This is a genomic window from Pseudomonas sp. B40(2017), from assembly GCF_002112855.1.
GTDB classification, from domain to species: Bacteria; Pseudomonadota; Gammaproteobacteria; order Pseudomonadales; family Pseudomonadaceae; genus Aquipseudomonas; species Aquipseudomonas pharyngis.
Genome location: NZ_NEIT01000007.1, coordinates 336,625 through 361,161, shown reverse-complemented (window position 1 = coordinate 361,161; position 24,537 = coordinate 336,625). Strand labels below are relative to the sequence as shown.

The 24,537-nt window shown below is 60.5% G+C and carries 22 protein-coding genes; 10 read left to right on the top strand and 12 right to left on the bottom strand.

Features of this window, described 5'->3' with window-relative positions:
• The first annotated feature begins 20 nt into the window (after positions 1–20).
• A complete protein-coding gene (moaA, locus tag CAF76_RS21660; protein ID WP_085648351.1) occupies positions 21–1,019 on the top strand; it encodes a GTP 3',8-cyclase MoaA in 999 nt (332 codons plus the stop codon).
• Between the two features lie 29 nt (positions 1,020–1,048).
• Positions 1,049–1,948, top strand: coding sequence for a bestrophin family protein (locus tag CAF76_RS21655; protein ID WP_085648350.1), 900 nt, complete (start codon positions 1,049–1,051; stop codon positions 1,946–1,948).
• 140 nt (positions 1,949–2,088) lie between these two features.
• Here CAF76_RS21655 and CAF76_RS21650 read toward each other — a convergent pair whose 3' ends face one another.
• The 3 genes from CAF76_RS21650 to CAF76_RS21640 all read right to left on the bottom strand — a co-directional run bounded on the left by CAF76_RS21650 (position 2,089) and on the right by CAF76_RS21640 (position 4,832).
• Positions 2,089–3,375 carry an ATP-binding protein gene (locus tag CAF76_RS21650; RefSeq protein WP_085648349.1) on the bottom strand — a complete coding sequence of 429 codons (1,287 nt, stop codon included), beginning with the start codon at positions 3,373–3,375 and terminating at the stop codon, positions 2,089–2,091.
• Positions 3,376–4,083 carry a response regulator gene (locus CAF76_RS21645; protein ID WP_011334763.1) on the bottom strand — a complete coding sequence of 236 codons (708 nt, stop codon included), beginning with the start codon at positions 4,081–4,083 and terminating at the stop codon, positions 3,376–3,378.
• A gap of 140 nt (positions 4,084–4,223) precedes the next feature.
• Entirely contained in the window at positions 4,224–4,832 is a 609-nt protein-coding gene (locus CAF76_RS21640; protein ID WP_085648348.1) for a tRNA-(ms[2]io[6]A)-hydroxylase, read from the bottom strand.
• Between the two features lie 159 nt (positions 4,833–4,991).
• On the opposite strand from CAF76_RS21640, the gene CAF76_RS21635 reads away from it, so the two are divergent.
• Positions 4,992–5,855: a universal stress protein gene (locus CAF76_RS21635; RefSeq protein WP_007958823.1), complete on the top strand. Its 864-nt coding sequence runs from the start codon at positions 4,992–4,994 to the stop codon at positions 5,853–5,855.
• 124 nt (positions 5,856–5,979) lie between these two features.
• Here the strand turns inward: CAF76_RS21635 and CAF76_RS21630 are convergent, their stop codons facing one another.
• Positions 5,980–6,450, bottom strand: coding sequence for a DUF1289 domain-containing protein (locus CAF76_RS21630; protein ID WP_085610662.1), 471 nt, complete (start codon positions 6,448–6,450; stop codon positions 5,980–5,982).
• A gap of 469 nt (positions 6,451–6,919) precedes the next feature.
• On the opposite strand from CAF76_RS21630, the gene acnB reads away from it, so the two are divergent.
• Positions 6,920–9,529: a bifunctional aconitate hydratase 2/2-methylisocitrate dehydratase gene (acnB, locus tag CAF76_RS21625; RefSeq protein WP_041475328.1), complete on the top strand. Its 2,610-nt coding sequence runs from the start codon at positions 6,920–6,922 to the stop codon at positions 9,527–9,529.
• 166 nt (positions 9,530–9,695) lie between these two features.
• Here the strand turns inward: acnB and CAF76_RS21620 are convergent, their stop codons facing one another.
• From CAF76_RS21620 to CAF76_RS21615, 3 genes are all read right to left on the bottom strand, one after another.
• Positions 9,696–10,976: an HAAAP family serine/threonine permease gene (locus tag CAF76_RS21620; RefSeq protein WP_064597506.1), complete on the bottom strand. Its 1,281-nt coding sequence runs from the start codon at positions 10,974–10,976 to the stop codon at positions 9,696–9,698.
• A 255-nt stretch (positions 10,977–11,231) separates the two neighbouring features.
• On the bottom strand, positions 11,232–11,402 hold the full coding sequence (locus CAF76_RS28765; protein WP_172829490.1) for a hypothetical protein: 171 nt from the start codon (positions 11,400–11,402) through the stop codon (positions 11,232–11,234).
• 48 nt (positions 11,403–11,450) lie between these two features.
• On the bottom strand, positions 11,451–11,645 hold the full coding sequence (locus tag CAF76_RS21615) for a hypothetical protein (protein WP_064597508.1): 195 nt from the start codon (positions 11,643–11,645) through the stop codon (positions 11,451–11,453).
• A gap of 274 nt (positions 11,646–11,919) precedes the next feature.
• On the opposite strand from CAF76_RS21615, the gene CAF76_RS21610 reads away from it, so the two are divergent.
• From CAF76_RS21610 to CAF76_RS21595, 4 genes are all read left to right on the top strand, one after another.
• Complete coding sequence (locus tag CAF76_RS21610) at positions 11,920–12,303, top strand: tautomerase family protein (protein WP_064597510.1); 384 nt, start codon at positions 11,920–11,922, stop codon at positions 12,301–12,303.
• A 172-nt stretch (positions 12,304–12,475) separates the two neighbouring features.
• On the top strand, positions 12,476–13,444 hold the full coding sequence (locus CAF76_RS21605; protein ID WP_085648347.1) for a 2-hydroxyacid dehydrogenase: 969 nt from the start codon (positions 12,476–12,478) through the stop codon (positions 13,442–13,444).
• A 216-nt stretch (positions 13,445–13,660) separates the two neighbouring features.
• Positions 13,661–14,728 carry a phosphotransferase family protein gene (locus CAF76_RS21600; protein WP_085648346.1) on the top strand — a complete coding sequence of 356 codons (1,068 nt, stop codon included), beginning with the start codon at positions 13,661–13,663 and terminating at the stop codon, positions 14,726–14,728.
• 38 nt (positions 14,729–14,766) lie between these two features.
• The gene (locus tag CAF76_RS21595; protein ID WP_064380507.1) at positions 14,767–15,534 is read left to right on the top strand and encodes an SDR family oxidoreductase; all 768 of its coding nucleotides are present in this window, start codon (positions 14,767–14,769) and stop codon (positions 15,532–15,534) included.
• A gap of 115 nt (positions 15,535–15,649) precedes the next feature.
• Here CAF76_RS21595 and CAF76_RS21590 read toward each other — a convergent pair whose 3' ends face one another.
• From CAF76_RS21590 to CAF76_RS21580, 3 genes are all read right to left on the bottom strand, one after another.
• The gene (locus tag CAF76_RS21590) at positions 15,650–16,303 is read right to left on the bottom strand and encodes a trimeric intracellular cation channel family protein (RefSeq protein WP_236189071.1); all 654 of its coding nucleotides are present in this window, start codon (positions 16,301–16,303) and stop codon (positions 15,650–15,652) included.
• An 865-nt stretch (positions 16,304–17,168) separates the two neighbouring features.
• The gene (locus CAF76_RS21585) at positions 17,169–17,411 is read right to left on the bottom strand and encodes a DUF1652 domain-containing protein (RefSeq protein ID WP_039767197.1); all 243 of its coding nucleotides are present in this window, start codon (positions 17,409–17,411) and stop codon (positions 17,169–17,171) included.
• 190 nt (positions 17,412–17,601) lie between these two features.
• A complete protein-coding gene (locus CAF76_RS21580) occupies positions 17,602–19,092 on the bottom strand; it encodes a helix-turn-helix transcriptional regulator (RefSeq protein WP_085648345.1) in 1,491 nt (496 codons plus the stop codon).
• 170 nt (positions 19,093–19,262) lie between these two features.
• Here CAF76_RS21580 and CAF76_RS21575 point away from each other — a divergent pair, with 170 nt between their 5' ends.
• Positions 19,263–19,469, top strand: a complete 207-nt coding sequence (locus CAF76_RS21575) for a hypothetical protein (protein WP_085648344.1) — start codon at positions 19,263–19,265, stop codon at positions 19,467–19,469.
• Between the two features lie 60 nt (positions 19,470–19,529).
• On the opposite strand, the gene CAF76_RS21570 is transcribed toward CAF76_RS21575, so the two are convergent.
• Positions 19,530–20,813 carry a Zn-dependent hydrolase gene (locus tag CAF76_RS21570; protein WP_085648343.1) on the bottom strand — a complete coding sequence of 428 codons (1,284 nt, stop codon included), beginning with the start codon at positions 20,811–20,813 and terminating at the stop codon, positions 19,530–19,532.
• 143 nt (positions 20,814–20,956) lie between these two features.
• Positions 20,957–22,441, bottom strand: a complete 1,485-nt coding sequence (locus tag CAF76_RS21565) for an NCS1 family nucleobase:cation symporter-1 (RefSeq protein WP_085648342.1) — start codon at positions 22,439–22,441, stop codon at positions 20,957–20,959.
• A gap of 621 nt (positions 22,442–23,062) precedes the next feature.
• Between CAF76_RS21565 and hydA the strand changes: the two genes are divergently transcribed.
• Positions 23,063–24,502: a dihydropyrimidinase gene (gene hydA / locus CAF76_RS21560; protein WP_085648341.1), complete on the top strand. Its 1,440-nt coding sequence runs from the start codon at positions 23,063–23,065 to the stop codon at positions 24,500–24,502.
• Positions 24,503–24,537 lie beyond the last annotated feature (35 nt).

Genomic DNA, 24,537 nt, shown 5'->3' with positions numbered 1-24,537 from the left:
TTCACCCAAGCGAGGCTGTCATGTCAGAGCGCGTCTTGATCGATGGTTACAACCGCCGCGTCGACTACCTGCGCATGTCGGTCACCGACCGCTGCGACTTCCGCTGCGTGTATTGCATGGCCGAAGACATGCAGTTTTTGCCGCGCCAACGGGTGCTGACGCTGGAGGAGATCTATCAACTGGCGCAGAGCTTCGTTGCGCTGGGCACCCGCAAGATCCGCCTGACCGGTGGTGAGCCGCTGATTCGCCCCGGCGTCGTCGGCTTGTGCAAGCAGATCGCCGCCCTGCCCGGCCTGCGCGAACTGTGCCTGACCACCAACGGCTCGCAACTCGTCAAACTCGCCAGCCCGCTGTTCGATGCCGGGGTCAAACGCCTCAACGTCAGCCTCGACAGCCTTGATGCCGAGCGCTTCAAGCAGATGACCCGCACCGGCGACCTGGGCCAGGTGATCGACGGCATCGACGCCGCACACGCCGCCGGATTTACCCGCACTAAACTCAACTGCGTGGTGATGCAGGGCCGCAACGATCACGAGATCAATGATCTGGTGCAGTTCGCCATCGAGCGGGATCTGGATATTTCCTTCATCGAGGAAATGCCGCTGGGGATCATCAGCGAACACAGCCGCGCCGAGTCGTTCTTTTCCAGCACCCAAGTGCGCGAAAAGATCGCCGAGCGCTACACCCTGATCGACTCCGCCGAATCGACCCAGGGCCCGTCGCGTTACTGGCGGCTGGCCGAAGCGCCGCACATCCGGCTGGGGTTCATTTCGCCCCACAGCCACAATTTCTGCAGCACCTGCAACCGGGTGCGGCTGACGGTCGAGGGGCGTTTGCTACTGTGTCTGGGGAACGAGCATTCGGTGGATCTGAAAGCGGTGCTGCGGGCTCATCCGGGTCAACCGGAACGGCTGGAGAAAGCCATTATCGAAGCGATGAAGCTGAAGCCTTACCGGCACAATTTTGAAGTGAACGACGACGTGCAAGTGGTGCGTTTCATGAACATGACCGGCGGCTGATCCGCCACGTTTGCAAGGCAGAGAGCCGCATGATCATCCGACCCAAGGTCAATCAATTCGCCATTCTCTTCACCCTCAAAGGCTCGATTGCCAAGCGCATCGCCCTGCGCGCGTTGATGGTGACGCTGCTGGCGTCGGCCATCGTGCTGGTGGAAATGCTCCACCCGAGCAACTTCACCAAGGTCAACGCCACGCCGTTCACCCTGCTCGGCCTGTCGCTGTCGATCTTCATGAACTTCCGCAACAACGCCTGTTACGACCGCTGGTACGAAGCGCGCAAGGCCTGGGGCGAAGTGATCGTGCATGTGCGCTCGATGATTCGCGAGACCCATGTGATTCGCGAATCTGCGCAGCGCCGTCTTTTGCTACTCAACCTCGCAGGTTTTGCCCACGCGCTGAATGCGCGGTTGCGCCGGGAAGACGAAGCCGCTGCCAGCGCCGAGTGGATCACCCCACAGCACGATGCACAGGTGCCGGACTACAGCGGGCGCATCCTGCAAACCGTCGGCCAGCAATGTTCCGATCTGCATGAGGCAGGCGAGCTCAGCGAATGGCGCTACATGCTGCTGGCCAATCACCTGACCAGCCTGACCCAGGCGCAGGCGGTGTGCGAGCGGATCAAGAACACGCCGCTGCCCTTCCCTTACACCTTGCTGCTGCACCGCACGATTTATCTGTTTTGCATCCTGCTGCCGTTCGCCATGGCCGAACCGCTGGGCTGGCTGACCCCGCTGTTCACGGCGATTGTCAGCTACACCTTTTTTGGTCTGGATGCGATTGCCGATGAACTGGAAGACCCGTTCGGCCGGGATGAAAACGACTTGCCGACCGATGCGCTGGTGCGCAGCATCGAGCGGGACATTCTTGCGGAGCTGGGGACTGAGCCGTTGCCGCCGGCGCTGAAACCTGTCGATTACGTACTCAGCTGAAGCTGATGCACCACTGTTTCCCTGTGGGAGCCAGCCTGCTGGCGATAGCGGTGCCTGATCCAACTGATTTGCAAGCTGACACACCGAAATCGCCAGCAGGCTGGCTCCCACAGAGGACATGTGGTGTTTTCTGGATCGGGTCAATCCAGATGCGCCCAGGTCATGCGGAACGACGCCCCGCCCCACGGTGAATCGCCGACGTCGACCTGCCCGCCATGGGATTGCGACACCCGCCGCACCAGCGCCAGACCGAGGCCAAAGCCGCCCGTGCGGCGGTCACGGCTGGCGTCCAGGCGCGAGAACGGTTCGAAGATTTTCTCCCGTCCTTCCAGCGGCACGCCCGGGCCGTCGTCGTTGACCTGCACTTCGTATTGATCGCCGATGCGCACCAGCGACACCTCGACCCGCTGCTCGGCATAGCGAATGGCATTGCGCAGCAGATTGATCACCGCCCGCGCCATGAACCGCGGTTCGATCCGTACTTCATCGACTCGGCAATCAACGATCAGCAATTGCACACCGGCCGCCTCGGCCTCCAGGGCTACGCTGCCGACCACGCTGTCCAGCCAGTTGGCCGCCTGGATGTTTTCGCGGGTAATCACCGTCGCGCCACGTTCGAGGCTGGCGTAGGTCAGCAGTTCGGAGACCATTTCTTCCAGCTCGCCGAGGTCGGCATACATGTCGGCGATCAGTTCGCGGTTCTGGCTGGCGTCCGGTTGCTGCTTGAGTTGATCGAGCTCGAACGACAACCGGGCAATCGGCGTGCGCAGTTCGTGGGAGACGGCGTTGGTCAGTTCGCGCTGATTGGCGATCAGCCCTTCGATGCGCGCTGCCATCAGGTTGAAGTGGCCGGCCAGGTCGCGGATGTTCGAGCGTTTGGACAGCTGAATCCGCACCGAGAGGTCGTTGTCGCCGAAACGCTCGGCGGCCAGCCGCAGTTTTTCCAGATCGCGCCAGTGCGGACGAACCCAGAAGTACAGGACGATGCCCAGCAGCACAGCCAGCATCAGGTAGGCCCCGGCAATGTAGAACGGCATCAGGCTCGGCTCGGGCGGCAGCTTGATGCTGAGCAACTGCGAACCACCGTCGATGTTGCTGATGAACTGGGTGTAATCGTCACGAATAACCAACACATCCTGGGCCAGTTCGGCTTTTTCCTGATCATTGAGGTTCAATTGGTCAGCCTCGACCAGGCTCAACGTCAGCCCGTAGTGCGGACGCAACGCCTCCAGTTGCGCCTCGCGCGCCGCGCCCTGCTGGTCGCGCATGTGTTCGACCAGCGACCAGGCCTGACCGCGCACCGCTTCACGGTTGTAGGCCTGCATCTGGTTGTCGAGCAACGCGTTGAAGGTGTGTTCGACGGTTTGCAGCGCCGCTACCAGCCCGACGGTCATCACCAGAAACAGCCCGAGAAATAACCGCAGCATCTACAACTCCCACGCGAACGGATTGAACAGGTAACCCTTGCCCCACACGGTCTTGATGCACACCGGTTCGCGAGGGTTGTCCTTGAGTTTGTTGCGCAACTTGCTGATGTACACGTCGACGCTGCGATTGAGGCCATCGAACGCGATGCCGCGCATGCGGTTGAGAATGTCATCGCGCGACAGGATCTTGCCGGCGGCGCTGGCCAGCAGCCACAGCAGTTCGAATTCCATGGTGGTCAGCTCGATCAGCTCGCCCGCCAGACGCACTTCGCGGCAACTGCGGTCGATGATCAGGTTGCCGAATTCCAGTGAACTGACCACGCCGCTGTCCGGCACCTGCCGGCGTTGCAGGGCCCGCAGGCGCGCGAGCAGGACCGGCGGCTTGATCGGTTTGATCACGTAGTCATCGGCGCCGGACTCCAGGCCCAGAATGTGGTCGAGGTCATCTTCCTTGGCCGTCAGGATGACAATCGGTGTGTCCGACACGCTGCGGATTTCCCGGCATACGTGCAGGCCGCTCTGCCCTGGCAGCATCAGGTCGAGCACCACCACTTTGGGCTTGAATTCGAGAAACGCGGCCACGGCCAGATCGCCGCGATGCACCGTGCGTACCTCGTAGCCGTGTTGTTCGAGAAAGTGGGCGATCAGCGCGGCCAGCCGCTCATCGTCTTCCACCAGCAGGACTCTGCCAAAACCCAGGTTATCCATAACAACCGCCGCCAACCGCTTTGTGAAGTGGGCGCCATTATGGCGGCATTCGCGGGCGAGTCGTTTATCGCAGGCAGCAAAAACCGGCCTCTGGGGCCGGTTTTCGTTGATGTTTCATACTCTTAAGAGTTTTTAACAATTCATGCCGCGACGGGTACGCCGCTGTGGAAGCGGAATTCCTCGTCCGGCGATTCGATCAGGTCCTGCTCGGCGGCGCGGACTTTCTCGATCACCTGGGCGATGTCCTTGGCGTCACCGTACTGGTAGGCCAGTTTCAGGTAACCCTGGAAATGCCGGGCCTCGCTTTTCAGCAGGCCGAAGTAGAACTTGCCGAGTTCATCGTCCAGATGCGGCACCAGCGCTTCGAACCGCTCGCAACTGCGCGCTTCGATGAAGGCGCCGACCACCAGGGTGTCGACCAGTTTTACCGGTTCGTGGCTGCGCACCACTTTACGCAGGCTGGAAGCATAACGGCCGGCGTGCAGCTGGCGCAGTTCGATCTTGCGCCGCTTCATGATGCGCATCACCTGCTCGTGGTGCACCAGCTCTTCCCGGGCCAGACGCGACATCATGTTGATCAGATCGACGTGGGAATGGTACTTGGCGATCAGGCTCAACGCGGTGCTGGCGGCCTTGAACTCGCAGTTCTTGTGGTCGATCAGCAGGGTTTCCTGATCGGCCAGCGCGGCCTGGACCCAGGCGTCAGGCGTGCGGCAACCAAGGAATTCGTGGATTTCGGGAAGGATCATGGGGCTCACGGTCAAAAGGTGTTCGAGCGAAGGGCGCCGATTATACCGGCCTGCCCGCAGACCACCAGCGGCCTGCGTTGATATGCATCAAGTCGCAGGCACGGCAGCAGCAACTATAGTTGTGCAACGCCGTGCCTTTTCATTGCTGGAGATTCCGCTATGCAAGCCATTCGCAGCATTCTGGTGGTCATTGAACCCGAACACGCGGAAAGCCTGGCGCTCAAGCGCGCCAAGCTGATCGCCGGGGTGACCCAGGCCCATCTGCACCTGCTGGTCTGCGACAAGAAGCACGATCACGCCGGCATGCTCAGCGTGCTCAAGGCCGCGCTTTTGGCGGACGGCTACAGCGTCACCACCGAGCAGGCGTGGAACGAGAGCCTGCACGAAACCATCATCGACGTGCAGCAGGCCGAAGGTTGCGGGCTGGTGATCAAACAGCACTTCCCCGACAGCTCGCTGAAAAAGGCCCTGCTGACCCCGGCGGACTGGAAACTGCTGCGCCACTGCCCTACTCCCGTGCTGCTGGTGAAAACCGCCGGTTCGTGGAAGGACAAGGTGATTCTTGCGGCGGTCGACGTGGGCAATGCCGACGGCGAACACCGTCATCTGCACACCACGATCATCGACCATGGGTTCGACATCGCCAGCCTGGCCAAGGGGCATCTGCACGTAATTACCGCTCATCCGTCGCCGATGCTGTCGGCGGCCGACCCGACGTTCCAGCTCAAGGAAACCATCGAGGCGCGCTATCGCGAGCAATGCCGGGCGTTTCAGGCTGAATTCGACATCGATGACGCTCATCTGCATGTCGAGGAAGGCCCGGCAGACGTGCTGATTCCGTTCATGGCGCACAAGCTGCAGGCGGCGGTGACCGTGATTGGGACCGTGGCGCGCAGCGGCGTGTCCGGTGCGTTGATCGGCAATACGGCCGAACAGGTGCTGGATCAGCTGGAAAGCGACGTGCTGGTGCTAAAGCCTCAGGAGGTTGAAGACCATTTGGTCGAATTGGCGGTGAAGCATTAAGTATTGTGGCGCCTGCAAGGCCGTCATCGCTGGCAAGCCAGCTCCCACAGGAACTTCGGTGTGCACTCCATGGAGAGCTTTACACCATCATTGTGGGAGCTGGCTTGCCAGCGATGGCAATAGATCAGTCGCCGAGGGCGTCCTTGAGGAAACCGGGGGCGATGTAGCGCTGATAGTGCGCTTCCGACAGCAGGAAAAATTCCCGATCAATGGCATCGCGCAGTTCCGGCAGGTTCCAGTCGCGAAACTCCGGCAGCAGCACCATGCCGTAGGCTTCCAGATTAATGATCACCCGCGCGCCCCGGGCGATCAGCTGATAGGCCCAGCAATACTCCGACTGATGCGGCACGAAGCGGATCTTGCGCTGTTCCAGCTGATGACGCAGACGCGCCGGATCGAAGACCTCGACCTTGCTCGCCATCACTTGTGACAGCAATTGCTCAAGACGCAGCCAGACCGCACGCTTTTCCTCCTCGTTGTAACCGTTCCAATGGATCACTTCGTGGTGGAAACGCTTGCAGCCACGGCACACCAGATCACCGTAAACGGTGGAGCAGAGGCCGACGCAGGGGGTCTTGATGGTCTGATTGGGCATAGAGTGGGCAAAACACTTGAAACGCGGAACAGGTCGGCATGTTAGCCCTTTGTCCGCCATTCATCACCCCTCAAACGTCAGGGGCAAGCGCCGGATCAAGGTTTGCCCCACCCGTGCACAACGCAACCAAAGTCCAATAGAGCGCGACTTACCTTTAAATTTTTTTTGCCGTAGAATCAGCCAGCCTTTTTAGGCGCCAATGTCCGTTAGAAGCTGTTTTCAAAGCGTCACGAGCACAGTCGTTCCTTCAGAGCGGTGTTGGCGTAAGGTTTTTCCAGCGGGGAAAAGCCATACGCCAACCCTCATCAGCTCCCCGTTCTGCAGGCGTAAAACTTTGAAAGCAGCTTCTGTAAGGAATTGCCGGTAATTCTGGCCGAACGACCCACAACGTCGTGAGGAGCATGAGTACGGCAATTTCGGGATGAGCGTCCCGGACACCCATTTGGGACCACTGATGAGGGTAATAACTGTGCTTGAAGCCTACCGCAAACATATCGAAGAGCGTGCAGCCCTGGGTATCGTTCCCCAGCCGCTTAACGCCGAACAAACTGCAGGCCTGGTCGAGCTGCTGAAGAATCCTCCGGCTGGCGAAGAAGCTTTCCTCGTTGACCTGATCACCAATCGCGTACCACCAGGAGTGGACGAAGCCGCCTACGTCAAGGCCGGTTTCCTCTCCGCACTGGCCAAGGGCGAAGTCTCCTCCCCTCTGCTGGACAAGAAGCGCGCTGTAGAACTGCTCGGCACCATGCAGGGCGGCTACAACATCGTGACCCTGGTTGAACTGCTGGACGACGCCGAGCTGGCGCCAGTGGCCGCCGAGGAACTCAAGCACACCCTGCTGATGTTCGATGCCTTCCACGACGTGGCTGAAAAAGCCAAGAACGGCAACGTTCACGCCAAGGCCGTACTGCAATCCTGGGCTGACGGCGAGTGGTTCAAGAAGCGCCCGGTGCTGGCCGACAAGATCAGCCTGCGCGTCTTCAAGGTCACCGGCGAAACCAACACCGACGACCTGTCCCCTGCCCCAGACGCCTGGTCGCGTCCAGACATCCCGCTGCACGCCCTGGCCATGCTGAAAATGGCCCGTGACGGCATCGTTCCGGACGAGCAAGGCAAGACCGGCCCGATGAAGCAGATCGAAGAAATGCGCGGCCAGGGCTTCCCTATCGCCTACGTCGGTGACGTGGTCGGTACCGGTTCCTCGCGTAAATCGGCGACCAACTCGGTCCTGTGGTTCTTCGGCGACGACATCCCTTACGTTCCGAACAAGCGCGCTGGCGGTTTCTGCTTCGGCAGCAAAATTGCCCCGATCTTCTACAACACCATGGAAGATGCCGGCGCACTGCCAATCGAGTTCGACGTATCGAACATGAACATGGGCGACGTGATCGACCTGTACCCGCACGCAGGCAAAGTCTGCAAGCACGGTACCGACGAAGTCATCACCACCTTCGAAATGAAAACCCCGGTGCTGCTGGACGAAGTCCGCGCCGGCGGCCGTATCCCGCTGATCATCGGCCGTGGCCTGACCGAGAAGGCTCGCGCCGAACTGGGTCTGCCAGCGTTCGACCTGTTCAAGAAACCGGAAGCTCCGGCTGAAAGCACCAAGGGCTTCACCCTGGCGCAGAAAATGGTCGGCAAGGCTTGCGGTCTGGCAGAAGGCAAAGGCGTTCGTCCTGGCACCTATTGCGAACCGAAGATGACCACCGTAGGTTCTCAGGACACCACCGGTCCAATGACCCGTGACGAACTGAAAGACCTGGCGTGCCTGGGCTTCTCCGCTGATCTGGTGATGCAGTCCTTCTGCCACACCGCGGCTTATCCAAAGCCGATCGACGTGACCACCCACCACACCCTGCCTGACTTCATCATGACCCGCGGCGGTGTTTCCCTGCGTCCGGGCGACGGCATCATCCACTCGTGGCTGAACCGCATGCTGCTGCCGGACACCGTCGGTACCGGTGGTGACTCGCACACCCGTTTCCCGATGGGCATCTCGTTCCCGGCCGGTTCCGGCCTGGTCGCGTTCGCCGCTGCCACCGGCGTCATGCCGCTGGACATGCCGGAATCGATCCTGGTGCGCTTCAAAGGCAAAATGAAACCTGGCATCACCCTGCGTGACCTGGTTCATGCCATTCCTTACTTCGCCATCCAGAACGGTCTGCTGACCGTCGAGAAGAAAGGCAAGAAAAACGCCTTCTCCGGCCGCATCCTGGAAATCGAAGGCCTGGAAGGTCTGACCCTGGAACAGGCGTTCGAACTGTCCGACGCCTCGGCCGAACGTTCGGCTGCCGGTTGCACCATCAAGCTGTCGAAAGAGTCGATCACCGAGTACCTGCAGTCCAACATCACCCTGCTGCGCTGGATGATCGGCGAAGGCTACGGCGATGCGCGTACCCTGGAGCGTCGTGCTCAAGCGATGGAAGCCTGGATCGCCAACCCGCAACTGATGGAAGCCGATGCCGACGCCGAGTACGCCGAAGTCATCGAAATCGATCTGGCCGATATCAGCGAGCCTGTGCTGTGCGCGCCGAACGACCCGGACGACGCCCGTCTGCTGTCCAGCGTTGCTGGCGAGAAGATCGACGAAGTGTTCATCGGTTCGTGCATGACCAACATCGGTCACTTCCGCGCTGCCGGTAAACTGCTGGATCAGGTCAAGGGTCAGCTGCCAACCCGTCTGTGGCTGTCGCCGCCGACCAAGATGGACGCTCACCAACTGACCGAAGAAGGCTACTACGGCATCTACGGCAAGGCCGGCGCCCGCATGGAAATGCCAGGCTGCTCGCTGTGCATGGGTAACCAGGCACGCGTTGAGCCGAACAGCACCGTGGTGTCGACCTCGACCCGTAACTTCCCGAACCGTCTGGGCGACGGCGCGAACGTCTACCTGGCTTCGGCTGAGCTTGCGTCCGTCGCTTCGATCCTGGGTCGCCTGCCGACCGTCGAGGAGTACATGGAATACGCTGGCAAGATCGACAGCATGGCGGCCGACGTTTACCGCTACCTGTCCTTCGACCAGATTGCCGAGTTCCGTGAAGCTGCTGCGAACGCCAAGATCCCGGTCGTTCAAGCCTAACGCTGCAACGCAATGAAAAACGCCGCCCATCGCGAGATGAGCGGCGTTTTTTATGCCTGTCGGATGGGGCCTCGCCCCGCGCTGATCGCAGGCACAAAAAAGGCCGACCTGCGATGCAGATCGGCCTTTCTGTTTCACCAGATCAAACGGGATCTTGTGTTGGATCTCACGCCGTCAGCGAATAGATCAACGCCGAAATGGCCACCAGACCCACTGCGGTGACAAACACGTTCGACATCTGCCCACGATAACGGGCCATCGCCGGCACCTTGCGGATCGCGTACATCGGCATCAGGAACAGGATCGCCGCGATGACCGGGCCACCGATGGTTTCGATCATGCCGAGGATGCTCGGGTTCAGGGTCGCCACGATCCAGCACACCACCAGCATGAACGCCGCCACGATGCGGTCCAGCGCCTTGGCGCCCGGACGCTTGCCACTTTTGACGATCAAGCCCTTCAGGCCTTCGCTGGCACCGATGTAGTGACCGAGGAACGACTTGGAGATCGCCACGAACGCAATCAGTGGCGCCGCGAACGCGATGGTCGGGTTGCTGAAGTGGTTGGCCAGGTACGACAGGATCGACAGGTTCTGCGCCTTGGCTTCCGCCAGTTGCTCCGGCGACAGGGTCAGCACGCAGCTGAACACGAAGAACAGCACCATCACCACCATCAGCAGGTGCGCGCGGGACAGGATCTGCGAGCTGCGCTCATCCGCGTGAATGCCGTAACGACGCTTCTGATCCACAGCAAACGCCGAGATGATCGGCGAGTGGTTGAACGAGAACACCATCACCGGAATCGCCAGCCACAATGTGTGCAGCAGCGCGGACGGTGCCGGCACTTGCGAAGCGGTGGTCAGGATGCCGCCGTTCCAGTGCGGAATCAGATACACCGCCAGGAACAGCAGCGCGACGATGAACGGATACACCATCAGGCTCATGGCCTTGACGATCACTTGCTCGCCGCAGCGCACCACGGCCAGCAGGCCGAGAATCAGCACGAACGAAAGCAGCGCGCGCGGTGGCGGCGTGATGTGCAGTTGGTGCTCGAGGAAACTGGCGACCGTGTTGGTCAGGCCAACGCTGTAGATCAGCAGGATCGGGAAGATAGCGAAGAAGTACAGCAGGGTGATCAGCGCGCCGGCCTTGATGCCGAAATGCTGTTCCACCACGTCCGTGATGTCGGCGCCTTCGCGACCGGAAAGCACGAAGCGGGTCAGGCCGCGGTGTGCGTAGAACGTCATCGGGAAGGCCAGCAGCGCGAGGATCACCAGCGGCCAGAAGCCACCCAGACCTGCGTTGATCGGCAAAAACAGGGTACCGGCGCCGATGGCCGTCCCAAACAGTCCCAACATCCAGGTAGTGTCATGGCGATTCCAGCTCGACAGTTCGGCTGGTGCTGCCGCCTCAAAGCGTTGTTCGACGCTATTGGCCTGATCATTCATCCGGTCGGATCTCCGCATTCCGGTCACTTGCCACTCGGTCAGGACGCGTCGGAAAAAACCGACAGACATGCTCCGGCCGAAACAGGGGCGCGATTCTCCGCGATAAATGAGCAGAAGCAAAGACTTAGCTGAGGAATGGTTGTGCGGAGCAGATCGGAGGCTTGTCGCTTTTGGGAAAAAGACTGTCGGCGCCAGATACGTCACATGTCGTTCTATGGCATGTGCTGGCGCCGAATGTGCCATGGGAAAACCCGATCAGATCGATCGGGCCAATATGAAGCCGAGGGACATGCAAAAGATGCCCAACCCCAGCAACCCCCAGATCGGGCGCATTTCTTTCCTGTTCTTGATCCGTATTTTTTCGGCCCACTCATCGTGTTCCCGTTCCAATTGCTCCATTCTGGCTTTGGCGTCATAGGTGCTCATGTTGATTTCCTTTTGGGTCATGTGTCTGAAGATTGCGAAAACGAACGTTCAAAACTTGAAAAAGACGCCCGCTAACGCCGCGCTTGCCGTCAACACGCCGGCCACCACCGCGACTGGATAGAAATACGTCTCCCACTTCAGCTTCTTCTCTTCCGCCAGAAGCTTCTGCCGCTCAGCCACCAGTTTTCGCGTTTCGTTATGCAGCCTGTCCAGTTCCAGGTTTTCACGGTTGTTCTGAAGCATTGGCCTTCCTTGGCTGATGGCAATTTCCGTCCGGGTTGCCGCTCCGTCCTGAAGAGCGCATCCCGTCCTGCTCTCTATGGTTCCGCGCTTCTCACCCCGCCGTATAGCGGATGAATCCGGCAGCACTTGTAGGCAACATCCGTAAATCCCGCAGGATGGTGCGTCCATTTCCTAACGTTTTTAAACAACCTCACTGACCGGCATTTTTCGGCTATACCCAATGGCGAATTGACTGACATTCCCGTCCAGTCCCCCTCGCCTGTGGAGACATCCCATGCCCCTCGTCCGCGTCGACATCAAGAAGAACCCGGACCCGACGTTCGCCAAACGCATTGGCGAAGTGATCTACGCCGCCCTGCGCAGCGAGATCAATGTGCCGGAACACGACAACTTTCAGGTGCTGGCCGAGCACGACGACCAGCACTTGATCTATGACCCGCAATATTTGGGAATCCAACGCAGCGACGGCATCGTGTTCATCCAACTGACCATCAGCGAAGGCCGTACCGTCGAGATGAAACAACGGCTGTTCCAGACCATCGCGCGCAATCTGAACCAGCAACTGGCCGTGCGTCAGGAGGATGTGTTTATCAATCTGGTGGAGGTGAAAAAAGAGAACTGGTCGTTCGGCAACGGCATCGCCCAGTACGTGACCTGATCCTGTGACCACCGGCGCCGGCCTCACCTTCTGACGAAGCACCCGAGCGCTCCCCGCATCAGCTCCTACACTGCCTGATGCGGGGCCGCGCCAGCCATTGCCAAACCGCTCTGGAGTCAGCACTCTGAACCGACTTTTGCGCCCGAAGACCGACGATCACAGGAGCCGAGCAATGCCCGCCACCGTTCTGGTACTGGTTGAAACCATCAATGACTATTTGCCGATTCTTGAACATCAGGGTTTTCACCTGATTCTCGCGCCGACCCCTGCCGAACGCGCGCAAGCCATCGCCACCCACGGGGCGCGGATTGACGCGGTGCTGACCCGCGGCCCGCTGGGTTTATATGCTGAAGAGATCGCCGCATTGCCCGCGCTGAAAATCATTTGCGTGATCGGCGCCGGTTACGAGCAGGTCGACCTGCAAGCCGCCAGCGACCGGGGTCTGATCGTGACCAACGGCGCCGGCGTCAACGCTTCATCGGTGGCCGACCACGCCATGGCCATGTTGCTGGCGCTGGTGCGTGACATACCGCGCTGCGACGCAGCCGTGCGCAGGGGTGAATGGCCGAAGATCATGCGTCCGTCACTGGCCGGCAAGCGTCTGGGGATTCTCGGGCTGGGCGCGGTGGGGATGGCGATCGCCAAACGCGCAAGCCTGGGCTTCGACATGGAGATCAGCTACCACAACCGTCAAGTGCGCAGTGACGTGCCTTACGCCTTCTGCTCGACCCCGACCGAACTGGCCCGGGCCTCGGACTTTCTGGTAGTCGCCACGCCCGGCGGCATCGGCAGCCAGCATCTGGTGACCCGCCCGGTGCTCGATGCCCTGGGGCCCAACGGTTTTATCGTCAACATTGCCCGCGCCAGCGTAATCGCCACCGCTGAACTGATCAGCGCACTGGAACAACGTCGCATCGCCGGGGCGGCGCTGGATGTGTTCGATCACGAGCCTCAAGTGCCCGATGCACTGAAAAACCTCAGCAATGTGCTTCTGACCCCGCACGTCGCCGGGTTATCACCGGAAGCCACCCAGGGCACCGTGGAACTGGTGGGCAAAAATCTGCTGGCGTTCTTCTCCGGCCAACCGGTGCTGACGCCGCTCCAGTTGCCGCCGAAACTGAACAACCAGCGCGTGCACTAAAGCGCGCCAGGCAAAGTTCAAGACGCCGGGATTCGGCGTCTGCCGAAATCATGCCAAGCGTGGCGGCGTTGGGCTGCGGGACGCCACGCCCATTCCCAAAGTTGATTACCGTCCAACACGCTAACCTATAAGACCGGACCGCGCTTGTGACGACCCGAGCGCGCCATTAGATTAGCCAATGATGTCTGGCCTCCAAAATAAGCAGAAGGGATAAGCATGGCGCTTACTGACCAGTCCACCCGTATCCGCTCTGGCGAAGAACTCGATGCCAGCCTGATCGATCCGTACCTCAAGGCGCACATTCCGGGCCTGACCGGCACACCGCAGATCAGCCAATTTCCCGGCGGCGCGTCGAACCTGACCTACCTGCTGGAATACCCGGACCAGGAATTCGTCCTGCGCCGTCCGCCGTTCGGCCACAAGGCCAAGTCCGCCCACGACATGGGCCGCGAATTCCGCATCCTTAACCAGTTGCGCGACGGTTTCCCGTATTGCCCAAAAGCCTACGTGCACTGCACCGACGATTCGGTGATCGGTGCCGAGTTCTACGTGATGGAACGGGTCAAGGGGATCATCCTGCGCTCGGACCTGCCGCCTGAACTGGGGCTGGATTCAGCGAAAACCGAAGCCCTGTGCAAGAGTTTCATCGACCGTTTCGTCGAGCTGCACCGGGTGGATTACAACGCCTGCGGCCTCGGCGATCTGGGCAAGCCTGAAGGCTACGTCGCCCGCCAGATCAAAGGCTGGAGCGAGCGTTACGAAAAAGCCCTGACCCCGGACGCTCCGCACTGGGAACAGGTCAAAGCCTGGCTCACCGACAAGATGCCGGCCGACCACCCGACCTCCAGCATCGTCCACAACGACTACCGCTTCGACAACGTCATCCTCGACCCGAACAACCCGATGCAGATCATCGGCGTGCTCGACTGGGAACTGACCACCCTCGGCGATCCGCTGATGGACCTGGGCAACACCCTCGCCTACTGGATCCAGGCCGACGACCCAGCACCGGTGCAACTGATGCGCCGTCAGCCAAGCCACGCGCCAGGGATGCTCACCCGCCGCGAATTCGTCGACTATTACGCCGAGCGTTCGGGGATCCGGATCGACAATTTCGACTTCTACTACACCTACGGCCTGTTCCGCCTGGCCGGCATCGTGCAGCAGATCTACTACCGCTTCTTCCATGGACAGACCCAGGACAAACGCTTCGCGCAGTTCATTCACATGAACAAACTGCTGGAGCAGATGAGCCTGCAGGTCATTGCCAAATCCAGCCTCTGATGACGGCGTTATAACAAGGCTTACTACAAGGGAATCCCATGTCCAAGACTCAGTTGTTCGACCTCGACGGCAAGATCGCTTTCGTCTCCGGCGCCAGCCGTGGCATCGGTGAAGCCATCGCCAAACTGCTGGCCCAACAAGGCGCACATGTGATCGTTTCGAGCCGCAAACTCGAAGGCTGCCAGCACGTGGCCGACGCCATCATCGCCGCCGGCGGCAAGGCCACAGCGATCGCCTGCCACATCGGCGAAATGGAACAGATCAGCCAGGTCTTCGCCGGGATCAAGGAACAGTTCGGCCGGCTGGACATCCTGGTCAACAACGCCGCGACCAACCCGCAGTTCTGCAACGTGCTGGACACCGACCTTGGCGCCTTCCAGAAAACTGTCGACGTGAACATCCGCGGCTACTTCTTCATGTCGGTGGAAGCCGGCAAGCTGATGCGCGAAAACGGCGGCGGCAGCATCATCAACGTGGCGTCGATCAACGGCATTTCGCCGGGGATCTTCCAGGGCATCTACTCGGTGACCAAGGCTGCGGTGATCAACATGACCAAAGTCTTCGCCAAGGAATGCGCGCAGTTCGGCATCCGCTGCAACGCCCTGCTGCCGGGCCTGACCGACACCAAATTCGCCTCGGCCCTGGTTAAGAACGACGCGATCCTGAAACAGGCCCTGACACAGATCCCGCTCAAACGCGTCGCCGACCCGAGCGAAATGGCCGGCGCCGTGCTGTACCTGGCGAGCGACGCCTCGAGCTACACCACCGGCGTGTCGCTGAACGTGGACGGCGGATTCCTGTCCTGATCAGGCCCTGAAAAGCCCTGTGGGAGCGAGCTGCCCGCGATTGCGTCAGTCCAGTTAAGACCTATGTGACTGTCATAACGCTTTCGCGAGCAGGCTCGCTCCCACAATTTGAAGGTCATGCCTCCAGAACCTTCGGCAACTGCCAGCCGAAATGCACCGACAACAACCGCAACAACAGACACGCCGCCCCGGCCAGCAACGCAGCCGCTACCGGTGGCACACCCAGCCTGCGCCCGACGATCAACACTGCCGCCCCGACAAACGCCGAGCTGGCATACAAATCCGCCTGCAACACCACCGGCACCCGCGCCAGCACAATGTCACGCAGCACCCCGCCACCGACCCCGGTAATCGTGCCCATCAACATGGCCACAAACGGCGAGATCCCGAAATTCAACGCCTTCTGCGCCCCGGCCACGGCAAACAGAGCCAATCCCGCCGCATCCAGCACGATCAGCGTCGAACCGGACCACCCAAGCACCAGCTCATGAAAAACAAACGCCACCCCGCCCATGGCAAACGCCAGCGCCGGATAGCGCCAGTCCGCCACAGCCTTGGGCGGCGTAGCACCGATCAACAGATCACGGGTCACCCCGCCACCGAGCGCGACGATAAACGCAATCACCATCACCCCGAGCAGATCGAGCTGACTGCGCATCGCCGCAATCGCGCCTTCCACGGCAAAGACTGCGGTGCCAACCAGATCGGCCACCAGCACAATCCACTCGACCCGCGCCTTCAACGGCGCCCGGCTTATTGAGTGACGCAACGGGTCTTGGTGATGTGTCGAGTCACTTGCCCGTCGGCATAGGCATCACCGGCGACCTCGGTATTTTCCATGACCTGACAAGTGCGCTCAGGTGGTGGAGGTGGTGCTGCCGGCGGAGGGGGTGGAGGACTGGCGCAACCACTGAGCAGCACCAGACCGAAAGCCGACAACAACGAAGCACACACGCGTTTCCCAGGATTGTTCATAGGATGACCCGCGATGAATGGAAGAAAACTCCCGTCGCCGAGCAGGACAACGCCCGGTTATGGAAACCGAACCACTCATTCCTTATAGACCAGTGGGGGGTGAGTGCCAGTGAAATGGCTCGAACTGGCAGGATTTGCTGTCGATTTTCGGAATGAGTCGACTGATCCATCGCCACCGCCGACAAGCCATCACCCACAGGTGAAAGTCGGATTGGGACGCAGAGCGTCCTGGGCTGCATTCCCACGCGGAGCGTGGGAACGATCAAAATCGGCCCTACGCTCCTCGCTCCTCACCACTCACCACTCACCACGATGAGCGTTAGCTCGAGAAAGGCTTTTGACGTGCTAGCCCCGTCGGCAGGCTGAGTGGAGGGATTGATCCGGGGGTGGGAGCGAAGCGACCGTGCGGCGCAGCCGCATGCATCGAGAGGAGGTGCAGCGAAGCAAACCGTAGGCGATGCCCCCGGATCAATCCCGGAGCGAAGGGACACCGAGCCAAAGCGAGGTGCCGTACGTCAGGGTAAAGCCTTTTGGGTTACCTTTTCGGCGTTTGGAAAAGGTGACTCGCCGTAAGGGCGAAACCGCCAGCGGCTGCACCCGAAGAACCGGATATTCACCCAAACCGAACAAGAACCTGGTCGGCCCAGAGGCCGCCAAGTTCACCCCGGCGTTCGCAACGAATTACTCTCAAGCTCATACCGCAACTCATCAACCAAAGCATCCACCGCTTCCGAAGTACGCAACGCATCCAGACTCAACCCACTAATCACCAGATCAACCTGCCCGGAAGCCGGGTGATACAGCTTCACCGTAAGCGAATGATCCCCATCCACCACACACTCACAAGCCAACGGCGAAAAACTACGCTCAAGTTGCGCCCGCAACTGCGTCAGATAAATCATCGCGCCAGCTCCGAAAATCGACGCAACACGCCAGGTTCAATGACAAACAACACATTCATGGTCTGATCCAATAACAACGACGGAAGGGACACGATCACGAACGAAACCCGCATCGCACCCCACCAGCCTAAGAACAGCCTGCCTTGTCAGACACCCGAATTTGCACCTCATGAACTAGTGCATTTGCACCTTAGCGCTGTCCCCGGCTGCTCCCCGAGAACAACCCCCGTTCGCGGGCCCAGACAATCGCCTCGCTGCGGCTGTGCACATCCAGCTTGGAATAAACCGTCGCCACATGATTGCGCACTGTATTCGGCGCCAGTTTCAACCGTGCAGCAATTTCCTTGTCCGCCAGCCCCTCGCAGATCAGCCCCAGAACATCGCGCTCGCGGGCGGTCAGATCGGTGAACGAAACGCTGGGCAACTGCGGCGAGTTGATCTTCTTCACATTGGCCAGCTTTTCGATCAGCGTGCGGCTGAACCACGACGCATCCTTCATCACCTCTTCAATCGCTGCCACCAGTTCAAGCTCAGTGTGCTTGCGCTCGGTGATGTCCATCAGCACCAGCAGATAGCACACTGTGTTCTGGATGTTGACGGTGTCAGCGGACACCGCGCACTCCAGCACTTCGGCGTTTTTCTTGCGGATTCGCATATCGGCGCGATCGACCCGGCCGGTCTTCTCCAGCGCCGCCAGCAAGCGGGCGCGCTCAGCCTTTTCATCGATGAAGTCCAGTTGCGCGACGGTCTTGCCGAGCACGTCGTCGCTGTCGTAAGCCAAGGTATCGAGGAAGGCCTGGTTGACATCGATCAGCCGCTGCTCGTCGGCACTGCAAATCAGGATCGGCACCGGCGTCAGGCGAAAGGCCTTGGCGAACCGCTCCTCACTCTGGCGCAGGGCGACCTCGGCCTTGTGCCGTGGCTCCATGTCGACGAACGAAAACAGCATGCAGTCTTCGTCGTTGAGCACCAACGGCTGGCCGGCAACGATAACCTGTTTGCTGCCACCGTCCGGCAGACGCAGTTCGGCCTGCATCTGCGGAATGGTCGCGACATCACGCAGGCGCTGGATCGCCAGATCCTTGCGCTCGGCCCGTTCGAGAATGTCCAGCTCATAGGTCGAGGCACCGATCACCTGATCGCGGGCGTAGCCGGTCATTTCCAGAAACCCCGGATTGACCTTGATATAACGCAGATCGCTGAGGCGGCAGATCACCGCCGGCGCCGGGTTGGCATTGAAGGTTTTTTCGAAGCGCTGCTCGGCGTTGGCCCAATCGGTGACGTCGCTCATGATCAGCACCAGCGACTCGACCTCGCCATCGCGATCGGTCAGCACCATGCTGCGCACACTGTGTACCCAGGTGCGTTCCTCGTCACTGCACGGGGAGACTTCCACCAGCACGTCGCTGAAGGTTTCGCCGGCGGCCACACGGCAGATCGGGTACTGCTCCGGTGCCAGCGCGTGGTTGTTGCGATACCGCAGATTGAAGCGCTCGGCATATTCCCCGGCGTTGTTGCCCAGCTCTCCGATGCGGCTGACGCCATGCATCGCCAGCGCCGCTTCGTTGGCCCAGAGAATCGTCTGGTCGATCTCCAGCAGAATCACCCCGTCGGACAGCCCGGCAATGATTTGCTGCAACTGACGGCGATTGGTTTCGGTGGTCAGGACGTCCCGGCTCATTGATTCTCCACAAGTTCGCGCATGTGAAATTTACGACCGCGGACGGTTGTGATCGTGCCAACCACGATTGAGCGTTGACTATTAGCGCCTCGCGGCTTTCTCGTCTAACGTTAGTACCTCGACGGATTGTGTCCGCGCCTGCGGCCGGGCATCTGATCAAGGAGAGACAAATGACGAGCGACCGTATTACCGAACGGACCTATCGCACGTGGTCCACACCCATTCTGTTGGAGCTGAAAAAGCGCGAACACCAGATGGACCCGGCAGAGCGGCAGGCACTGGAAAACGTGATGATCGAAAGAAGGCTGTTGAACATCGGCAGCCTGGATGGCAAGGAACGGCGCAAGGCAGAGCTGAGCCACAAAAGAACAACTTGAGCCGGGTGTCTGCGGCGATCTGCCAGATCGCCACAGTCTCTTGACTACCCAACCCTGGCTTTACGCCGCGCGTTGCTTGCCCGCCACCGCCGCCGAAGCCGCCAGCATCGCCCGCAGCAACACCGCACAGCCGGCCGCCAGATCGTCCGGCGCGGCGTTTTCGATTTCGTTGTGGCTGATACCGCCTTCGCACGGCACGAAAATCATCCCCGCCGGGCCGAGTTCGGCGAGGAAAATCGCGTCGTGGCCGGCGCCGCTGACGATGTCCATGTGCGACAGGCCCAGACCTTTGGCGGCGCCACGAACCGCGTCGACGCAGCCTTTTTCGAAGTACAGCGGCGGGAAGTCGGCGGTCGGGGTCAGTTCATAGGTCAGGCCGTGTTCTTCGCAGGTGGCTTCGATGACTTGCTTGACCTCGGCGATCATCGAGTCGAGGCGTGCCGGCTCCAGGTGGCGGAAGTCGAGGGTCATGCGTACCTCGCCGGGGATGACGTTGCGCGAACCCGGATAGGCTTGCAGGCAACCGACCGTGCCGCACGCGTGGGGTTGGTGGCCGAGGGCAGCGCGATTGACCGCGCCGACGATCACCGAGGCGCCGACCAGTGCATCCTTGCGCAGGTGCATCGGGGTCGGGCCGGCGTGGGCTTCGACGCCGCGCAGTTTCAGGTCGAACCACTTCTGCCCCAGTGCGCCGAGTACTACGCCGATGGTTTTCTGCTCGTCCTCAAGAATCGGGCCTTGTTCGATGTGCGCTTCGAAATAGGCGCCGACCTTGTGCCCGCTGACCTTGCGCGGCCCGGCGTAGCCGATGGCGTTCAACGCTTCGCCAACCGTTACGCCGTCGGCATCGACCTTGGCCAGGGTTTCTTCGAGGGTGAATTTTTCCGCGAACACGCCGGAGCCCATCATGCACGGGGCGAAGCGCGAGCCTTCTTCGTTGGTCCAGACCACCACTTCCAGCGGTGCCTCGGTTTCCACGCCGAGGTCGTTGAGGGTGCGCAGAACCTCGACCCCGGCGAGCACGCCGAAGCAACCGTCGAACTTGCCGCCGGTGGGCTGGGTGTCGATGTGACTGCCGGTCATCACCGGGGGCAGGTTCGGGTTGCGGCCGGGGCGGCGGGCGAAGATGTTGCCGACTTCATCGACCGTGACGCTGCAACCGGCGTCCTTGCACCATTGCACGAACAGGTCGCGGGCCTGGCGGTCGAGGTCGGTCAGGGCCAGTCGACAGACCCCGCCCTTGACCGTCGCGCCGAGCTTCGCCAGCTCCATGAGCGACGCCCATAAGCGGTCGCGGTTGATGTGCTGATGGGTCGATTGCAGAACGTCTACGGCTGCGTTCATGGGGATCTCCTCAGGCAGTTTTCTTATGAGTTTCTTCGGATACATCTCCGGCGTTAGTCAGGCCGTCTTCGCGAGCAGGCTCGCTCCCACAGGGGAACGCATTCCAAATGTGGGAGCGAGCCTGCTCGCGATAAGGCCCTCCATCACACCGGTGATTTCGCGACAGAAGGCTGCGCACGCATCGCGCACAACCCGTAATAGATCAACCCGCCCAGCGCCGAGCCGGTGAACCAGCCGTAGCTGTAGAACCAGCTGAATGCGCTGCTGCCCAACGACAGCAGGGTCAGCACCACCGGCACGCCGAAGGCGATGAACCCGGCCCAGTTCCACGCCGGGTACACGTCGTCGCGGTACAGGCCAGCCAGGTCCAGTTGCTGTTTCTTGATCAGGAAATAGTCCACCAACATGATCCCTGCAATCGGCCCGAGCAGGCTGGAATAGCCCAGCAGCCAGTTCGAATACACGGTTTCCAGGCTGACATCGGAGACGATCAGCCCGAGTTTCTTCAGCAGCTCATGGCCCATCAGCGCCAGACCGACGAATCCGGTAAGGATCACCGCTTTGGTGCGGTTGATCACTTTGGGCGCGATGTTCTGGAAGTCGTTGGTTGGCGAGACGATGTTGGCGGCGGTGTTGGTCGACAGCGTGGCGATGATGATCAGCGCCATGGCCACCGCGACCCACACCGGGCTCTGGATATGGCCGATCAACGTCACCGGATCGGAAACGCTGACGCCCACCAGTTTCACCGACGCAGCGGTCATCACCACGCCCAGCGCAGCGAACAGGAACATGGTCAGCGGCAGGCCGAAAATCTGCCCGAGGATCTGATCTTTCTGGCTGCGGGCATACCGGCTGAAGTCAGGAATGTTCAGCGACAGGGTGGCCCAGAAACCGACCATCGCCGTCAGCCCGGCGGCGAAATAGCTGACCACGCTCGCGCCCTCGGGACGCTTCGGCGGAATCGCCAGCAACTCGGTCATCGACACATTCGGCATGGCCCATACCAGCAACCCGATGCCGACCGCCACCAGCAGCGGCGCCGACAGGGTTTCCAGCCATTTGATCGACTCAGCGCCACGGATCACCACCCACAGGTTGAGCGCCCAGAAGACCATGAAACCGATCACCTCTCCCGTCCCGCCGAGGGATTTCCAGCCGTCAAACACCGAGCCGAGAAACAGGTGAATCGCCAGCCCGCCGAACATGGTCTGGATGCCGAACCAGCCGCACGCCACCAGCGCGCGGATCAGGCACGGCACATTGGAGCCGAGAATCCCGAACGACGAGCGCAGCAACACTGGAAACGGAATCCCGTATTTGGTGCCGGGAAACGCATTGAGCGTGAGGGGAATCAGGACGATGACGTTGGCAAACAGAATCGCCAGCAAGGCCTCGCCGACGGTGAGGCCGAAATACGCGGTGAGCACGCCGCCGAGGGTGTAGGTCGGCACGCAGATCGACATGCCGACCCACAGCGCAGTGATGTGCCATTTGTTCCAGGTTCGTTCGCGCACCTTGGTCGGTGCCATATCGTGGTTGTATCGGGGACTGTCGAGGACGTCGCTGCCGGCTTCGAGTTCGAACAAGCCGTCGCGCTCGGTCACTTGCGATCTGTTCTGTTGCATGGCCGCTCCACTGTTCTTCTGATTATTTTTTTGCTCATCAGACGGCTGCACACGCAGGTGCGAGCCGGACGATGGCCGGAGGAACTGACAACTTTCATGCACCGGCCATGGTGTCAGCGGCGGCATCAATAAACGTGCCGGGGGAACCGCTTGGCGCTGGGGCCGTGCTTTGATCTTTTTGTAACTGACTGATGTTTATCAGTTTTAATTATTCACCTTGTGAGGCCGCGAAAACTTGACTGAACACTCAGGCTAAATGCCAGGCAAGTTGTCCGAACTGTCAGGACTCAATCTGGTGCACTGCATTATTTTTCTTCGGGAAGCATCACTCTCCGCTCAACTTCAAGCGGCTGATTTCACATAGGAAATCTTGCTCATATTTCCAACCTGTCAAGTGCGTCAAAATGGTGAAGCGCCTCACCATTTTGGTGATTTTGTATTTTTATCGTTATTTATCAGCAACTTAAAAAAGTCATAAGCTTATAAAAAATAATCTTGATCAATTGCAGAACTGCGACTAGCGTCTATTCCTGACAGCGCTGACAAGATTACGCATTTGGCGCCGCAAACAATAAAACACTAGAACCGGCACAAGTCGGTCATGCCTGCGAGGAACTCGGAATGTCTCTGTTGATCCGTGGCGCCACCGTTGTTACCCATGATGAAAGTTACCGCGCCGATGTCTATTGCGCTGACGGCGTGATCAAAGCCATTGGTGAAAACCTGGATGTTCCCGCCGGCGCCGAAGTGCTCGACGGCAGCGGTCAATACCTGATGCCCGGCGGCATCGATCCGCACACCCACATGCAACTCCCGTTCATGGGCACCGTAGCCAGCGAAGACTTCTACAGCGGCACCGCCGCTGGCCTGGCCGGCGGCACCACCTCGATCATCGATTTCGTGATTCCCAATCCGCAGCAGTCGCTGCTCGAAGCCTTTCACCAGTGGCGCGGCTGGGCGGAGAAGTCCGCGTCCGACTACGGCTTCCACGTCGCGATCACTTGGTGGAGCGAGCAGGTGCGGGAGGAAATGGCCGAGCTGGTCAGCCATCACGGGATCAACAGCTTCAAGCATTTCATGGCTTACAAGAACGCGATCATGGCCGCCGACGACACGCTGGTGGCGAGCTTCGAGCGCTGCCTGGAACTCGGCGCGGTGCCGACCGTGCACGCGGAAAACGGCGAGCTGGTCTATCACCTGCAACGCAAGTTGATGGCTCAGGGCATCACCGGGCCGGAAGCGCATCCACTGTCGCGGCCATCGCAGGTTGAAGGCGAAGCCGCGAGCCGGGCAATCCGGATCGCTGAAACCATCGGCACGCCGCTGTACCTGGTGCACGTCTCGACCAAGGAAGCCCTCGACGAAATCACCTATGCCCGCAGCAAGGGCCAACCGGTTTACGGCGAAGTGCTGGCCGGGCATCTGCTGCTGGACGACAGTGTCTACCAGCATCCGGACTGGCAAACCGCCGCCGGTTACGTGATGAGCCCGCCGTTTCGTCCGCGCGGGCACCAGGACGCGCTTTGGCATGGCTTGCAAAGCGGCAATCTGCACACCACCGCCACCGACCATTGCTGCTTCTGCGCCGAGCAGAAAGCCGCCGGCCGTGACGATTTCAGCAAGATCCCCAACGGCACCGCCGGCATCGAAGACCGCATGGCGGTGTTGTGGGATGAAGGGGTGAACTCGGGGCGGTTGTCGATGCAGGACTTCGTCGCCCTCACCTCCACCAACACTGCGAAGATCTTCAACCTCTACCCGCGCAAGGGCGCGATCCGCGTCGGCGCCGATGCCGACCTGGTGCTGTGGGATCCGCAAGGCACCCGCACCATCTCCGCCAAGACCCACCATCAGCAGGTGGATTTCAACATCTTCGAAGGCAAGACCGTGACCGGCGTGCCGAGCCATACCGTCAGCCAGGGCCGGGTGGTCTGGGCCGACGGCGACCTGCGCGCCGAGCGTGGCGCAGGCCGCTATATCGAACGGCCGGCGTATCCGGCGGTGTTTGATTTGCTGAGCAAGCGGGCGGAGTTGCACAGGCCGGTTGCGGTTAAACGCTGAAATCCAGGCCTTCGGCCATCGCTAGCAGGCTAGCT